Here is a 14,381-nt window from a genome sequence, read left to right on the forward strand (position 1 = left end):
GAGGCCGGGCGGCCCCTGCCTTCATTCACGACGGGCCTGCGCCGACAGGGGGCCGCCGGGCACCCGCGGGCCTCGCCCGGGTGCGCCGGCACTCACCGGACCAGCGTGTCGGTCGCGGCCGCGAAGGCGACGCGCGGGGTGGCGAGCGCGAAGCTGGCGATCCGCTGGCCCGAATGGCCGACGAGCTTCAGGGTGACGGGCACGCCAAGTGCCACCATCCCTCCCGCCGCCATCCCTCCCGCCGCCACCTCTCCCGCCGCCACGCTGATCCCGGGCCGGTCCGCCGACGCGGTGAAGGTGCCGCCGATCATGCCCGGCCGGCTGTCGCCGTCCCGCGTAAGGACGTCCCAGCGGATCGTCTCCGGGACGGACGCGTCGCGCGGGCGCCGCTGGGGGGAGAGCAGGGCGGCGTAGGATTGCCGGAAGCCGCCGCGGCTCGACACGAAGGTGCAATCGGCGACCGGCGTATGGCCGAAGACGAGGCCCGCCTCCGGCCGCGTGGTGCAGGTCAGGCGGCCGGCCGAAAGCTGCTGCGCGACCGACCGGCTGCCATGGGCATAGGCCGCGCCTCCCGCGAGGATGGCAGCCGTGAAGGAGATGGCGATGGCGTTCATGGACCCGGATCCCGCTCGTGCTTGGCTCGACCGATCGCGGCGGCCCGCGTCGCCGCTCTCGTCCTGTCGAAACGTGGCGTTCACTACGCCGGCCCGGTTTCACGAATATGCCGTCGACTGTTGCGTGCCCGCCCGGGCACGGAGGGATGCTCCGCTCGTCCCTCGGGGCAAATCCCGTCCGCGACACGGCCCCGCTCCCGTCACCCCGCGGCCGCCTCGACCGGACGGGAATGCCTCGTTTCCGGCCATGCTTCTTGCCACGGCAGGCGCCGGGACCGATGTTGCGGCCCAGCGACGAGACGAACCTGATGACGATGACGCGCCGCGTCGGGCTGGTGATCTGCCCCGACTTCGACTTCATGGGGCTGGCCGTCACCTCGCCGTTCATGGTGGCGAATCGCTACGCGGGGGAGGCGGCCTACGACGTCCATGTGCTGTCCGAGCGCGGCGGCCCGATCCGGGCCGGTCTCGGGGTCGAGGTGACGAGCGAGCCGCTCGCGGACTCGCCGCCCTTCGACACGCTGCTCGTAGCGGCCGGGATCACCATCCCGCAGACCTCGCCCGACTTCGCTGCCCGCCTGCGCGCCGCCGCCGGCGCGGCGCGGCGGGTCGCCGGCCTGTGCCTGGGCGCGTTCACCCTGGCCGATGCGGGCCTGCTCGACGGGCGCCGCGCGACGACCCATTGGCATTTCGCGCCGCAATTCCGCGCGCGCTACCCGGCCTGCCACCTCGACATCGACAAGATCTACGTCGTCGACGGCCCCTTCTGGACCTCCGCCGGCATGTCGGCCGCCATCGATCTCGCGGTCGCCATGATCGAGCGCGATCACGGCCGGGACCTCGCCCACAAGGTGGCCCGCGGCCTCGTGATGGAACGCCGCCGGGCCGGCGGCCAGGCGCAGCACTCGGCCTTCCTCGAATTCGACGCGCGCACCGACCGCATCCAGGCCGTCCTGGCCTATGCGCGGCGCAACCTCCGGCTGCCGCTGACGACGGAGGCGCTCGCGGCGGTGGCCTGCCTCAGCCCGCGCCAGTTCACGCGGCTGTTCCGGGCGGAGACCGGCACCTCCCCGGCCAAGGCGGTCGAGACGCTCCGCCTGGAGGCGGCCCGGCTGATGCTGGAGCAGAGCCGACTGCCGATCGAGGAGGTCGCGCAGGAGGCGGGATTTGCCAACCGCGAGCGCATGCGCCGATCGTTCCTGCGGGCCCATGGCGAGGTGCCGCGCAGGATCCGCAACGGCGCCGGCCCCCTCGCGGTCCCGTGACGGGGCCGCACGGCCGCGCCGCCGGGCCGGGTCCTTGGGTCGGGTCCTTGGGATCGGTCCTCGGGCCGATCCACCGGGTCGCGGCCGCGAGCCGGCCGGCCAGAATGTCCGAAAAGGTGGCTTTAACGTCCGGCTCCCCGGCTGCCTCGGACTGCCAAGGCTCTAACATAGGGCGATGCCAGAGCCGCGCTCCGTTCGGCCCTGCAAGGTCCAGGCGAGCCGATGGGACAGGCGGAATTCGTGGTGACGGCACGATCCGGCCCGTCGTCCGTCGCGGCGCCAACCCCGTGAGGTCCCCTTGTTCGATCTATCCATCAACGGCCGCACCCGCCGCGTCGACGTCGAGCCCGACACCCCGCTGCTCTGGGTCCTGCGCGACACCCTCGGGATGACCGGCACCAAGTATGGCTGCGGCATCGCCCAATGCGGCGCCTGCACGGTGCTGATGGACGGCCAGGCGATGCGCTCCTGCCAGGTGACGGTGGATTCGGTCGGATCGGCCAAGGTCGAGACGATCGAGGCGGTCGAGGCCGACGCGACCGGGCGCAAGGTGGTCGAGGCCTGGGTCGCCGCCCAGGTGCCGCAATGCGGCTATTGCCAGTCGGGCCAGGTGATGGCCGCGACCGCCCTCCTGCGCTCCACCCCGAAGCCGAGCGACGACGACATCGCGAGCGCGATGACCAACCTGTGCCGCTGCGGCACCTACAATGCCATCGCCGCCGCCGTGCGGCGGGCCGCGGCGTGAGGAGGCCGGTGATGGATCCGATGCCGCATCACCCCGCCGCGCCCGTCGGCGCCCCGACCCTCTCGCGCCGCCGGCTCCTCGGTTCCGCCGCCGGCGCCCTGGTGCTCGGCGTCGCGCTGCCCGGCCGGGCCGTGCGGGCCGAGGCGCAGGGCCCTGCGGAAGGGGCCGGCGCCATCGCGCCGAAACCCGGCACCCGCGTCCCGGCCTTCCTGGAGATCCGCCCGGACGGGACGGTGCGCTTCCTCTCGCCCTTCGTCGAGGGTGGGCAGGGCATCGCCACCGGCATGGCCCAGATCGTCGGCGAGGAACTCGACGTCGATCCGGCACGGTTCCTGGTCGAGTGCGCCCCGCCCGGCCCGGACTACGCGGTGGTCAACGGCATCCGCATGACCGGCGGCAGCTTCTCGACGCGCTCCAGCTACGCGCTGATGCGTCAGCTCGGCGCGACCGCCCGCGACATGCTGCTGCGCGCCGCCGCGGCGCGGCTCAAGGTGCGGGAAGCCGAGCTCACCACCCGGGACGGCACCGTGATCCACGCGGCCTCCGGCCGCTCGCTCGCCTACGGGGCGCTCGCCACCGACGCGATGGCGCTCAAGCCGAACGAGGCCGCGTCCCTGCGCCCGCCTGAGACCTTCCGCTACATCGGCCGGCCGGTCGCCCGGATCGACGTGCGCGACAAGTCGACGGGCCGGGCCGTCTACGCCATCGACCAAGCGGTCGAGGGGATGCTCTACGCGGCGGTGGCGCATGCACCGCATCCCGGCACCGAGCCGGTCGGGATCGACAACGAGGCCACGGTCCGGGCGATGCCCGGCGTGCACTCGGTCCACCGCCTGCCCGGCGCCGTGGCGGTGGCGGCCGACAGCTGGTGGCGGGCGCGCAAGGCCGTCGAGGCGCTGTCGGTGCGCTGGAGCCGGCCGAAGCCCACCGGACTCGACACGGTCGCGGCCGATTTCTCCTCGGACGGCCTGCTCGCGGCGCTCAAGGCCTCGGCGGAAGCCGGCCACGTCGCCGAGGCGGAAGGCGATGCGGGCGCCGCCTTCGCGGGCGCCGCCAAGGTGATCGAGGCGGAATACGCGGCGCCCTATCTCGCGCATGCGCAGCTCGAGCCGCCCTCGGCGATCGCGCGCGTCAACGGCGACGGGACGCTCGACGTCTGGCTGCCCAACCAGATGCCGGAGCTGTTCCAGGCCGTGTCGGCGAAGGTCGCGGGCGTGGAGCCGGACAAGGTCCGCCTCCACTCGCCGATGCTCGGCGGCTTCTTCGGCCGGCACTTCATCTACGAGAACGGCAATCCGTTTCCGCAGGCGATCCTGCTCGCGAAGGCGACCGGCCGGCCGGTGAAGGTGCTGTGGTCGCGCGAGGAGGAATTCGCCCGGGACGGGCTGCGGCCGTTGAGCTTCAGCCGCTTCCGCGCCGCCCTCGACGCGGCGGGGCATCCGACGGCGATCGAGGCGCGCACGGTGGGGGAGGGGCCGATCGGCCGCTATTTCGGCGTCCTGATGAAGACGCCCGTCGACCCGTCCGCAGTCGAGGGGATCGTCGAGAAGCCCTATGCGATCCCGAACCGGCGCATGACCTTCACCAAGGTCGCGCATCCGGTGACCATCGCGTTCTGGCGCTCGGTCGGGCACTCGATGAACGACGCCTTCTACGAGAGCTTCCTCGACGAGGTGGCGCAGGCCGGCGGGCACGACCCGTTCGACCTCCGCGTGGCGCTGCTGAAGGACAAGCCGCGCCACCTGCGCCTGCTGCGCGAGGTCGCCGACCTGGCCGGCGGCTGGAAGCGCGGCCCCTACGAGGCCGAGGGCGGAAAACGGGCCCGGGGCGTGGCCCTGGCCTCGCCCTTCGGCTCGGAGACCGCGACCATCGCCGAAGTCTCGGTGGCAGAGGGCGAGGCCCGGGTGCACAACCTCTGGATCGCCTTCGATCCGGGCTCGGTCGTCAACCCGGCGATCGTGAAGGCGCAGGTCGAGTCGGCGGCGGCGCTCGGCACCTCCTCGGTGCTGTTCGAGCAGGTCGTCTACCGCGACGGCGTGCGCCAGTCGCAGAACTTCGACACCTATCCGATCCTGCGCCGCGAGCACATGCCGGCGGTCCATGTCCGGATCGTCGAGAGCGGCGCCCCGATGGGCGGCGTCGGCGAGCCGGGCCTGCCGGGCGTGCCGCCGGCGATCCTCAACGCCGTCGCCGCGCTGACGGGGCAACGGGTGCGGACGCTGCCGATCGCCAACACCAGGCTCGCCGGAGCCTGACCGGGGGACGACCCCGTCGCCCGACCGTGGGGCGACGGGCGAGCCTCCTCGTCGGCCTCGCGGCGATCCTGGCATCGCGCTCGTCCGCGCGATGCCCTCCGCCCTGCCGGCGGCCGCTGAGGGACCATCTCACGGGCCTCGCGTCACAAGGCGATGATCGGCTTGATCTCCTCGAAGTTCTTCATCCGGGTCAGCGCCGTATCGACCTCGTCGAGGGTGTAGCGATTGGTCACCATCTTGTGGAACGGCACCTCGTGCTGGTGGTTCGCCACGAATTGCAGCGCCTTCCAGTAGGCCTTGGCCTGGCCGGAGAACGAGCCGAGCACACGCAGGTTCTTCGCCACGATGGTCGAGGGCGCGATCGTCGTGGTGCCCTGGCCGAGCTGGCCGACCACCACGTAGGCAGCGCCGCGGCGGGCGAGGTCGAGGCCCTCGCCGAAGGCGGCCGGGTGGCCGGTGAACTCCATCACCACGTCGGCGCCGCGCCCGTCGGTCAGCGCCCGGACCCGGTCCAGGCGCTCGGCGTGGCTCGTCGTCTCGATCGAGATCACCTCGTCGGCGCCGAACTCCCGGGCGAGCGCCAGCCGGGGCTCCGGCGCGCCGAGGGTGACGACCCGGCGCGCCCCCGAGACCTTGGCGACGGCGGTCGCCAGCAAGCCGAGGGGGCCCGCCCCCTGGACCACCACCGTGTCGGTCGGATCGATGCGCCCGAGGACGTCGAAGGCGTTCATCACCGAGCGGAAGGCGCAGCTCGCCATGCTGGCGAGGTCGTTGGGCACGGAATCGGGCACCTTCACCCGTCCGGAATCGGGCAGGACGTAGCCGTATTCGGAGAAGCCGCCGAGCAGGTAGGGCGCGACATCCATCCGCTCGTACATGTACTTGCGGCTGTACTGGCACAGGGTCGGCTCGCGGGCGACCGTGCAGAAGTAGCAGCGGCCGCAGGCGGTGTGGGTCCAGGTGATGCGGTCGCCGACGCGCAGGGGCTGGCCGACCGAGTCCCGCTCCGTCCCGGCCCCCATGGCGACGATCCGGCCGACCATCTCGTGGCCGATGATCACCGGCAGGTCGACCTTGAGGGCGAGCGAGCCCTGCCAGAGATGGACGTCGGTGCCGCAGATCGAGCAGGTCTCGATCTTCGTCAGGATCGTGCCGGGCTCCAGCTCCTGCGGGACCGGCACCTCCTCGATGCAGACCGGGGCCTTGAACGCCCGCACCACGGCGGCGCGGCTGACTTGCGGAAATCGCATCATGGTTCGGGCTCCTCAGGCCGCATCCGGGGCCATCGCGAGCACGCGGCGCGCGAGCTTCAGGTGGGCGATGTCGATCATCCGCCCGTCGAGGACCGCGACCCCCGCTCCGCTCCCGTCGAGCACCCGCACCACCTCCCGTGCCCAGGCGACGCGCTCGGGCTGCGGGGTGAAGGCGGCCGTCACCGTCTCCAGCTGGCCCGGATGGATGCAGAGCTTGCCGGAGAAGCCGTCCGCGGCCGCCGCCGCGGTCTCTCCTTGAAGGCCGGCGGGGTCGCGCGGATCGGGGAAGGGGGTGTCGACCGCGGCGATTCCGGCCGCGGCCGCCGCGATCAGCAGCCGGTCGCGGGCGGCGGCCACCGGCGCGGCGAGGCGGCCGTCGGGCCGGCGCGGGCCGATGCCGAGATCGGCCGACAGGTCCTCGGCCCCGAAGCAGAGGGCGCGCAGGCGCGGCGACACGCCGGCATAGTCCATGTTTCTCAAGGACTCCGCAGTCTCTGTGGCGAGCAGCAGCACCCCGACCGATCCCGCCGGCAGCCCGCCGGCCGCCTCCAGCACGTCGATCTGGCCCGACAGCATCATGAGGTCGGCGGGCCCCGTGCATTTCGGCAGCAGGATCGCGGCGGGCCGCGCCGGGACGATGGCGGCGAGGTCGTGGAGGTACCAGGCCGTGCCGCGCGGGTTGATCCGCACGATGAGGTCGCCCGGCCGGGCGCGGAGCGCCGCCGCGGCCTCCTCCCGCGCATGGTCCTTGGCGGCGGGCGCGACGCTGTCCTCGAGGTCGAGGATGACGCCGTCGGCGCCCGATCGAAGCGCCTTCTCGACCTTGCGGGGCGCGTCGGCCGGGGCGAAGAGCAGGGAGCGCAGCCTCATCTCGCGTCGTCCGTCTTCGTGAGTTCGGCGGCGATCTCGGCCTCGTCCTGCCCGAGCGCGGGGGCGAGGCGCCGGATCCGTCCGGGGGTGCGCGACAGCCGCGGGAAGGGCGCGTGCATCGGCACCGGGCCGTGCTCCGGATCCTCGACCTCGACGAGGACGCCGCGGCCCTTCACGTGCGGATCCTCCGCGAAGCCCGCCGGGTCGTAGACCGGGCCGACCGTGACTTCCGCCGCCTCGAAATACGCGAGGTTGTCGGCGAGGTCGCGCCCGGCGATGAAGCCGCCGACGATCGCGTCGACCTCCTCGACGTGGTCGAGCCGGGCGGCGTTGGTGGAGAAGCGCGGGTCGGCGATCATCTCGGGCCGGCCGATGGCGGAGAACAGCCGGGCGGCCATGCCTTGCGTCGAGGCCGAGAGCGCCAGCCACTCCCCGTCCCGGGTGCGGTAGACGTTGCGCGGCGCGGTGATGCTGACGCGGTTGCCGATGCGCGAGGGCACGCGGCCGGTGAGCCGGTGGATCGCGGCGTCGGGCCCGAGGGTCGCGTGCAGCGGCTCCAGCAGCGACAGGTCGACCACTTGCCCGGCGCCCTCCGGGCCTTCCGCCACCCGCAGGGCCGCCAGCGTGGCGAAGGCGCCCGACAGGCCCGCCACCATGTCGGCGAGCGCGAGGTTCGGCAGGGCCGGCGGCTTGTCCGAAAATCCGTTCTTGGCGGCGAATCCGCTCATCGCCTCGATCAGCGATCCGAAGCCCGGGCGCTGGGCGTAAGGGCCGGTCTGCCCGAATCCGCTGACCCGGACGATGACCAGCTTCGGGTTGAGCCCGAGCAGAACCTCGGGGGAGAAGCCCGCCGCCTCCATCACGCCGGGCCGGAACCCCTCGATCAGCACCTGGGCGGTCGGCACCAGCCGGCGCAAGGCGGCCTTGCCCTCGGGCTCGCGCAGGTCGAGCCGGATCGAGCGCTTGTTGCGGCCATAGACCTTCCACCAGGCCGGGATGCCGTTCTCCTGCCAGTGCCGGAGCGGGTCGCCCCGGTCGGGCTCGAGCTTGATCACGTCGGCGCCGAAATCGGCGAGCTGCAGGCTCAGCATGTTGCCGGCGACGAGGCGCGAGAGGTCGAGCACCCGGATCCCGGACAGCGGCCCGTCGGCCGCGCTCGCGGCGCTCACCGCCGGCCCCGCTCGAGAGCGGCATCGCGCCACCGGCGCATCCTGCGGGCCATCCCTGCCTCCCCGGCCTGTCTTGCCTGGGGGTATCCTGTCCGAGGGAGCGGCCGCGATCGAGACGGATTTTCCGGGGTGGCTATCGGGAAAACCTATGGCTCACGGTTCGGCCAGGACCGCGTTGCCCCAGGCGCCGCTCTCGACCAGGCGGCGCATCTCCGCGACCATCAGGTCCGCCACCAGGGCGGCGGGACCGGCGAGCGGCTGGTCGGCGGCGTAGCACAGGCCGAGGGGCCGGGTGATGGTCGGCTCGACGATGCGGATCATCGCCGGGCGCTGGGCCTCGTCGAGCCCCGAAAGCCCTGAGATCGGCAGGATGGCGGCGGCGAGGCCCGAGGCCGCGATCCGGCGCATGGTCGGCAGGCTGTCGACGTCGGCGACCACCGTGAGGGACAGGCCCTCGCGGGCGAAGGCCGCCTCCACCATGGTGCGCAGGGTGTGGGTCGGGCTCGGCATCACCAGCGGCAGCTCCGCCACCTCCCGCATGGTGATGGCGGCGGGGGTGGCCGCGCCCGCCCTGGTCACGAGGAACAGCTCCTCGCGCAGGATCGGCTGCACGGTGAGCCCGGGGGCGGAACGGTCGCGGTAGAGGATCGCGAGTTCGAGCCGGCGTTGCGCGATCAGCTCGTGCAGGTAGCCCGACAGGCTCTCGAACAGCTCCGGCCGGATGCCCGGGTAATCGCGCAGGATCGTGCTCAGCAGCGGATGGGCCAGGATGGTGGCGACGCTCGTCGGCAGGCCGATCGCCACCCGCCCGATGACCGGGCCCGGCCCGGTGAGGTCGGCCACCGCCCCGTCCACCTGCCGCAGGATCGTGCGGGCGTGGCGGTAGAAGCGCTGCCCCGCCTCGGTCGGCCGCACGCCCCGGGCGGTCCGGGTGAGGAGCTCGTTGCGCAGGGTGGCTTCGAGCTGCGCGATCTGCTGGCTCAGGGCCGGCTGCGCCACGTTGAGATGGGCCGCCGCCCGGGACAGGCTGCCCCAATCCACCGCGGCGACGAAGAAGCGGATCTGCTTCAGGGTGGGGGTGGACATGGCGGGGATCCGCTCGGTTTCTCAGGTGGGCCGGTCGGCCGGGTGCGGGAATACCTCATCCGGAATCCGGGCGACTCGTTCCCGCGCGGCCCCGGATCTTTGATTCCGGCCCATTTTCTGCGACGAACCGGAGCCCGTTTCGTCGGACGATGCTCGAGAAGGACCACGCATGACCCCCGAACAGAAGCTCGCCGAACTCGGCCTGACGCTTCCCCAGGTGCCGGTGCCGGTGGCCAACTACGTGCCGTTCCGCATCGTCGGCGACCTGCTCTACCTCTCGGGCCAGGGCCCGAAGCGGCCGGACGGCACCTATCGCCCCGGCCGGCTCGGCCGCGACGCCACGATCGAGGAGGGCTACGCCGATGCCCAGCTCGCGGGCCTGCAGCTCCTCGCCGTCGCCAAGGCGGCTCTCGGCGACCTGTCGCGGATCAAGGCCGTTGTGAAGCTCCTCGGCATGGTCAACGCCGAGCCCGATTTCGCCGACCACCCGAAGGTCATCAACGGCTGCTCGGACCTCCTGGTGAACGTGCTCGGCGAGGCCGGCCGCCATGCCCGCTCGGCGGTCGGCATGGGCTCGCTGCCCAACGCCATGACGGTCGAGGTCGAGGCGATCCTCCAGATCGCACCGTGACGCGGTGCCCGGCGGCCTCGCCGGCGTCGCCGAGGGGCAGGGCCGGGAACCGTCCGAGGTGATCGCCGCGCTCACCAGCCCATCGTGCCGGGCTCGCCCTTGAACGGGCCGACGATGCGGCGGGTGATCCATCCGCCGTAGAAGCCGCCGGGCTGGGGCGTGACGCGCTCCTCGCCGACGAAGCACGCCTCCATCGGGCCGGCATAGAACGCGACGTGACCGGCGAGGGCGGCGAAGGCCGCCTCCGGCCGCGGATAGGCCCAGGCCGCACGCGGAGCCCGGCGGTGCGGCCCGACGACGTCGAAATACACGGCGCGGCCCTTCCACTCGCACAGGCTGCCGCCGCCGGCCGGGGCGAGCGCGCCGGGCAGGATGTCGCCGGGCGGCAGGTAGTAGGTCGGCGGATGGGACGTCTCCAGGACCCGCCAGCCCCGCACCGTCTCGGCGATGGTGAGGCCGTCGAAGACGACGCGCAGGCGCTCGGGCACCGGCTCGAGGCGCGGCGGGCGGGGATAGTCCCAGACGCTCTCCTGACCGGGACCGGCCGGGTGCGGATCGGGGTGTCCGTGCTGCATCGTCGCTCTCCTGCCGCGCCGCCGCAACGCGGCGGCCGGGCTGCGGGACCGGGCCGCGGCGACGTGCCGAGCTTGCCAGCTGAGCCGTATGACGGCAGTCTCCGCCCGGCCGACACCGTCCGGCGCGTGAATATCGGGGTGGTTCTTCGTCGGACAACGGGACATGGGACGTCCCGCAGAGATGGGAAGTCCAGCATCATGATCTTCGGAACTGCGACCGCCGGGACCGGCGAGAGACAGGGCGGCGGCGCGCCGGGGCTTCTTCACCGCCGGTCGTTCCTGCTCGGCGCCGCGAGCCTCGGCGGCCTCGGGCTCGCCGGCTGCAAGACCACCGACGGCATGAGCCTCGCCGAGGCCTCGGCCCTCTACGGACCGGTGCCGACGGAAAAATTCCCGATCCCGGCGGTCGACGTCAGCAAGGTCAATCCGAAATACTATCGCCGGACCGTCCAGTACGCCTCCAAGGAGGCGCCCGGCACGATCATCGTCGATCCGGCCAACTACTACGTCTATCGCATCGAGGAGGGCGGCACCGCGACCCGCTACGGCGCCAATGTCGGCCGCGACGGGTTCCGGTGGAGCGGCGACGCCTATGTCGGGCGCAAGAGCGAATGGGCGACCTGGACACCGCCCAGGGAGATGATCAAGCGCCAGCCGGAAGCCGCCAAATACGCCCGCGGCATGCCGGGCGGCCTCGACAACCCGCTCGGCGCCCGCACGCTCCATCTGTACCAGAACGGCGCCTATACGCTCTACACGATCTACGCCAGCAGCGACCCCGAATCGATCGGCTCGGGCATCACCAGCGGCTGCGTCGGCCTGCTGAGCCAGGACATGATCCATCTCTACGCGCGCACGCCGGTGAAGACGAAGGTCGTCGTCCTGCCGGCCTGACGGCGCGATCGTCGCTCCGGCGGCGGGGAGCGCCGCCGGCGCAGGCGGTGCCGAAGGCGCGGCGGCATCACCGGGGGCATGCCCGGACGGTCCGGCACGGGCACCGGGCCGGACCGTCCCCGCGTCAGGCCGCGTGGTGCGTCTCGGCGAGCGCGTAGACCGGCGTCGGCAGGCCCTCCATCCGGGCCTTGAGCTGCAGGGCGAGGTAGAGCGAGTAGTGGCGCGACTGGTGCAGGTTGCCGCCGTGGAACCACAGGGCGTCCTGCCGGGTCGGCTTCCACATGTTGCGCAGCTCGCCCTCCCAGGGACCGGGATCCTTGGTGGTGTCCGAGCCGAGGCCCCAGCACTTGCCGACCCGGTCGGCGACCTCCTGGCTGATGAGCCTGGCCGCCCAGCCGTTCATCGAGCCGTAGCCGGTGGCATAGACGATCACGTCGGCGGGCAGGCGCGTGCCGTCCTCCAGCACCACCGCGTCCTCGGCGATCTCCGTCACCCGGCCCTGAGCCAGCTTGATCTTGCCGTCGGCGATCAGGTCGGAGGCGCCGACATCGATGTAGTAGCCGGAGCCGCGCCGCAGGTACTTCATGAACAGGCCCGAGCCGTCATCGCCGAAATCGAGCTTGAATCCGGCCTTCTCCAACCGCGCGTAGAAGTCGGCGTCGCGCGTCTTCGCCTGTTCGTAGACCGGCACGTGGAACGCGTGCATGATGCGGTAGGGCACGGAGGCGAAGAGCATGTCCGCCTTGTCGGTGGTGATGCCCTTCGCGAGCGCCTCCTCCGAGTAGAGGCCGCCGAGCGCCAGTTCCATCAGCGTGTCGGACTTGACGATGTGGGTCGAGGAGCGCTGCACCATGGTGACGTCGGCGCCGTTCTCGTAGAAATCGGCGCAGATGTCGTGGGCCGAGTTGTTGGAGCCGATCACCACCGCCCGCTTGCCGCGATAGGCCTCTCCCCCCGGATGCCGGCTGGAATGGTGGCTCTCGCCCTTGAAGCGCTCCATGCCGGGATAGGTCGGCAGGTTCGGCACGCCCGACATGCCGGTGGCCAGCACCAGCTGCTTCGGCCGGAGCGTCAGCCGCTCGCCGTCGCGGGTGAGGTCGACCACCCATTCCCCGGCCGCCTCGTCGTAGCGCGCCGCCTGCACCTCGGTCTTCGACCAGTAATTCAGCTCCATGACCTTCGTGTACATCTCCAGCCAGTCGCCGATCTTGTCCTTGGCGGCGAAGACGGGCCAGTGATCGGGGAAGGGCAGGTAGGGCAGGTGGTCGTACCAGACCGGGTCGTGCAGGTGCAGCGACTTGTAGCGCTTGCGCCACTGGTCGCCCGGCCGGTCGTGCTTGTCGACGACCAGGGCCGGCACGCCGAGGCGCTTCAGCCGGGCGCCGAGCGCGATGCCGCCCTGGCCGCCGCCGACCACCAGCACGTAGGGCTGGCGGGTGCGGCCGAGCTCGGCCTCCTCGTCGCGCCGCCTTTCCGACCAGGAGCGCCGCCCGGGCTCGACGCCGTGATGCACGCCCCGCTCGCGGCGGGGCCCGCCCGGCTCCTCGAAGCCCTTCAGCTCGCGCGCCGCGGTGAGCAGCGTCCAGGCCTCGTCACCCTTGAGGCGCAGGTAGCCGCGCCCACGCGCCGCCGCCGTCTCGAAGCCGATCCAGGCCTCGGTGACGCCGTCCGTCTCGCTCGCCGGCTCCTCCAGCGTGAAGCTCCCGGGCGACACCGCCCCGAGCTGCGCCTGCAGCATGTCGCGGATGGCGCCGCGCCCCTCCAGCGTGGTGATGTTCCAGGTGAAGGCGACGAGGTCGCGCCAGAAGCAGGTCTCGGCGAACAGCTCCGCCGCGCCGGCGGCGTCGCGGGCCCTCAAGGCGGCGTCGAGGCGGTCGAGCCAGGCGATCACCCGCGTGTCGGCGGGCGACAGGCGCTCCACATTGCGAGCCATGGCGTCCATACGGCGTTCCTCCTGTTGTTGTGCGGAAGGTTGCGCAAAGGGTGTGCCAGGACACGGTCGAGCGGAAACGGGGGCTTCTTCCACGACCTGCCTGAGCCTGCCGAATGCTCCGACCGTTCGGGGCATCGTCCCGAAGCGTGGAGCGACCGAAGATCGCGGACCTGCGAAGGACGGGTCCAGAAGTTTGTGCGATGTCGAAAACCCTCCGGCGAGGCTCGTTGCACGCGAAGATCGGGATGATGTCGTGGATGATGGATCGTCAAGTCTGGACGCCGGCTGCGATCGACTAGCCGCAACAGTGAGGGCGCATGAACAGCGCTCGAGGGCGGCATCGACCCGGCGCCACACCCGGCGCGCCTCACCTGTGGCGCCACAGCACTCCTGCAACAGGTGGGGCCGGTGCCCTCAACCCGCGTGGTTGGGCGAGACGAGGCCGAGGCGGCGCATGCGCCGGTGCACGGTGGAGCGGTCGAGCCCGAGGTCGCGCGCGACCGCCGACACGTTCCAGGCGCGCCGCCGCAGGGCCGCTTCGAGCGGGTCGTCGCCGACCGGGGGCGCCGCGGGCGGCGCGGCCTCCCTACGGCCAGCCGGCACCGTGGGCGGCAGGTCGGATACGCCGATCTCCGGCCCCTCGGCGAGGGCGCAGGCGTAATCGAGCGCGCCGACCAGCTCGCGCACGTTGCCGGGCCATGTGTGACGGGCGAGCGCGGCCGCGGCCTCCCTGGTGAGGCGAGGGGAGCCGGGCCGTCCCGCCAGCAGCCGCTCGATCAGGGCGGGCAGGTCGGCGCGCTCGCGCAACGGGGGCAGGACGAAGCGGGCGCCGGCCAGGCGGTACAGGAGGTCGTCGCGGAAGCGGCCCTCGCGCACCAGAGCGGCGAGGTCGCGATGCGTCGCCGCGATCACCCGGATGTCGACCGCCTGCGGCATCGTCGCGCCGAGCGCCGTCACCTCGCGCTCGGCCAGAACCCGCAGGAGCCGCGTCTGCGCGGCGAGCGGCATGTCGCCGATCTCGTCGAGGAACAGCGTGCCGCCATCGGCCTGCTGCACCAGGCCGGTCTTGCCCCTGGCCGCCGCGCCCGTGA

At 72.5% G+C, this 14,381-nt stretch carries 13 protein-coding genes; 5 read left to right on the forward strand and 8 right to left on the reverse strand.

Features of this window, described 5'->3' with window-relative positions:
- Window positions 1-92: 92 nt before the first annotated feature.
- Complete coding sequence (locus VQ03_RS26035; protein ID WP_048453825.1) at window positions 93-614, reverse strand: DUF992 domain-containing protein; 522 nt, start codon at window positions 612-614, stop codon at window positions 93-95.
- A gap of 308 nt (window positions 615-922) precedes the next feature.
- On the opposite strand from VQ03_RS26035, the gene VQ03_RS26040 reads away from it, so the two are divergent.
- The 3 genes from VQ03_RS26040 (at window position 923) to VQ03_RS26050 (ending at window position 4,879) form a co-directional block, all read left to right on the forward strand.
- Complete coding sequence (locus tag VQ03_RS26040) at window positions 923-1,879, forward strand: GlxA family transcriptional regulator (RefSeq protein WP_048453835.1); 957 nt, start codon at window positions 923-925, stop codon at window positions 1,877-1,879.
- 298 nt (window positions 1,880-2,177) lie between these two features.
- Window positions 2,178-2,624 (forward strand): (2Fe-2S)-binding protein, encoded by a 447-nt coding sequence (locus VQ03_RS26045; protein ID WP_048453826.1) that lies wholly within the window; start codon window positions 2,178-2,180, stop codon window positions 2,622-2,624.
- Window positions 2,625-2,632: 8 nt separating this feature from the next.
- Window positions 2,633-4,879 carry a xanthine dehydrogenase family protein molybdopterin-binding subunit gene (locus tag VQ03_RS26050; protein WP_425350099.1) on the forward strand — a complete coding sequence of 749 codons (2,247 nt, stop codon included), beginning with the start codon at window positions 2,633-2,635 and terminating at the stop codon, window positions 4,877-4,879.
- A gap of 143 nt (window positions 4,880-5,022) precedes the next feature.
- On the opposite strand, the gene VQ03_RS26055 is transcribed toward VQ03_RS26050, so the two are convergent.
- The 4 genes from VQ03_RS26055 to VQ03_RS26070 form a co-directional block, all read right to left on the reverse strand.
- Entirely contained in the window at window positions 5,023-6,132 is a 1,110-nt protein-coding gene (locus tag VQ03_RS26055) for a zinc-binding dehydrogenase (protein ID WP_208605559.1), read from the reverse strand.
- A gap of 12 nt (window positions 6,133-6,144) precedes the next feature.
- Window positions 6,145-7,002 carry an HpcH/HpaI aldolase/citrate lyase family protein gene (locus VQ03_RS26060; protein WP_048453828.1) on the reverse strand — a complete coding sequence of 286 codons (858 nt, stop codon included), beginning with the start codon at window positions 7,000-7,002 and terminating at the stop codon, window positions 6,145-6,147.
- Window positions 6,999-8,171 carry a CaiB/BaiF CoA transferase family protein gene (locus tag VQ03_RS26065; RefSeq protein WP_053078738.1) on the reverse strand — a complete coding sequence of 391 codons (1,173 nt, stop codon included), beginning with the start codon at window positions 8,169-8,171 and terminating at the stop codon, window positions 6,999-7,001. The genes VQ03_RS26060 and VQ03_RS26065 overlap by 4 nt, the downstream gene beginning before the upstream one ends.
- A 153-nt stretch (window positions 8,172-8,324) precedes the next feature.
- The gene (locus tag VQ03_RS26070) at window positions 8,325-9,257 is read right to left on the reverse strand and encodes a LysR substrate-binding domain-containing protein (RefSeq protein WP_048453830.1); all 933 of its coding nucleotides are present in this window, start codon (window positions 9,255-9,257) and stop codon (window positions 8,325-8,327) included.
- 169 nt (window positions 9,258-9,426) lie between these two features.
- On the opposite strand from VQ03_RS26070, the gene VQ03_RS26075 reads away from it, so the two are divergent.
- Window positions 9,427-9,888: a RidA family protein gene (locus tag VQ03_RS26075; RefSeq protein ID WP_048453831.1), complete on the forward strand. Its 462-nt coding sequence runs from the start codon at window positions 9,427-9,429 to the stop codon at window positions 9,886-9,888.
- 71 nt (window positions 9,889-9,959) lie between these two features.
- On the opposite strand, the gene VQ03_RS26080 is transcribed toward VQ03_RS26075, so the two are convergent.
- Window positions 9,960-10,463, reverse strand: a complete 504-nt coding sequence (locus VQ03_RS26080; protein WP_048453832.1) for a DUF427 domain-containing protein — start codon at window positions 10,461-10,463, stop codon at window positions 9,960-9,962.
- A gap of 198 nt (window positions 10,464-10,661) precedes the next feature.
- Here VQ03_RS26080 and VQ03_RS26085 point away from each other — a divergent pair, with 198 nt between their 5' ends.
- Window positions 10,662-11,357, forward strand: coding sequence for a L,D-transpeptidase (locus tag VQ03_RS26085; RefSeq protein WP_048453833.1), 696 nt, complete (start codon window positions 10,662-10,664; stop codon window positions 11,355-11,357).
- A gap of 124 nt (window positions 11,358-11,481) precedes the next feature.
- Here the strand turns inward: VQ03_RS26085 and VQ03_RS26090 are convergent, their stop codons facing one another.
- Together VQ03_RS26090 and VQ03_RS26095 are read right to left on the reverse strand one after the other, a co-directional pair.
- Window positions 11,482-13,290, reverse strand: a complete 1,809-nt coding sequence (locus VQ03_RS26090) for a flavin-containing monooxygenase (RefSeq protein WP_048453837.1) — start codon at window positions 13,288-13,290, stop codon at window positions 11,482-11,484.
- Window positions 13,291-13,704: 414 nt separating this feature from the next.
- A partial coding sequence (locus VQ03_RS26095) for a sigma 54-interacting transcriptional regulator (protein ID WP_048453834.1) occupies window positions 13,705-14,381 on the reverse strand: 677 nt, incomplete at its 5' end.

This window comes from Methylobacterium tarhaniae (genome assembly GCF_001043955.1).
In the GTDB taxonomy this organism is placed as follows: Bacteria; Pseudomonadota; Alphaproteobacteria; order Rhizobiales; family Beijerinckiaceae; genus Methylobacterium; species Methylobacterium tarhaniae.

What these genes read in the sequence shown, in the direction of transcription:
- VQ03_RS26035 (WP_048453825.1), bottom strand. Translation starts at nt 614, where the DNA reads ATGAACGCCATCGCCATCTCCTTCACGGCTGCCATCCTCGCGGGAGGC.
- VQ03_RS26085 (WP_048453833.1), top strand. Translation starts at nt 10,662, where the DNA reads ATGATCTTCGGAACTGCGACCGCCGGGACCGGCGAGAGACAGGGCGGC.
- VQ03_RS26070 (WP_048453830.1), bottom strand. Translation starts at nt 9,257, where the DNA reads ATGTCCACCCCCACCCTGAAGCAGATCCGCTTCTTCGTCGCCGCGGTG.
- VQ03_RS26090 (WP_048453837.1), bottom strand. Translation starts at nt 13,290, where the DNA reads ATGGCTCGCAATGTGGAGCGCCTGTCGCCCGCCGACACGCGGGTGATC.
- VQ03_RS26060 (WP_048453828.1), bottom strand. Translation starts at nt 7,002, where the DNA reads ATGAGGCTGCGCTCCCTGCTCTTCGCCCCGGCCGACGCGCCCCGCAAG.
- VQ03_RS26040 (WP_048453835.1), top strand. Translation starts at nt 923, where the DNA reads ATGACGATGACGCGCCGCGTCGGGCTGGTGATCTGCCCCGACTTCGAC.
- VQ03_RS26055 (WP_208605559.1), bottom strand. Translation starts at nt 6,132, where the DNA reads ATGATGCGATTTCCGCAAGTCAGCCGCGCCGCCGTGGTGCGGGCGTTC.
- VQ03_RS26080 (WP_048453832.1), bottom strand. Translation starts at nt 10,463, where the DNA reads ATGCAGCACGGACACCCCGATCCGCACCCGGCCGGTCCCGGTCAGGAG.
- VQ03_RS26075 (WP_048453831.1), top strand. Translation starts at nt 9,427, where the DNA reads ATGACCCCCGAACAGAAGCTCGCCGAACTCGGCCTGACGCTTCCCCAG.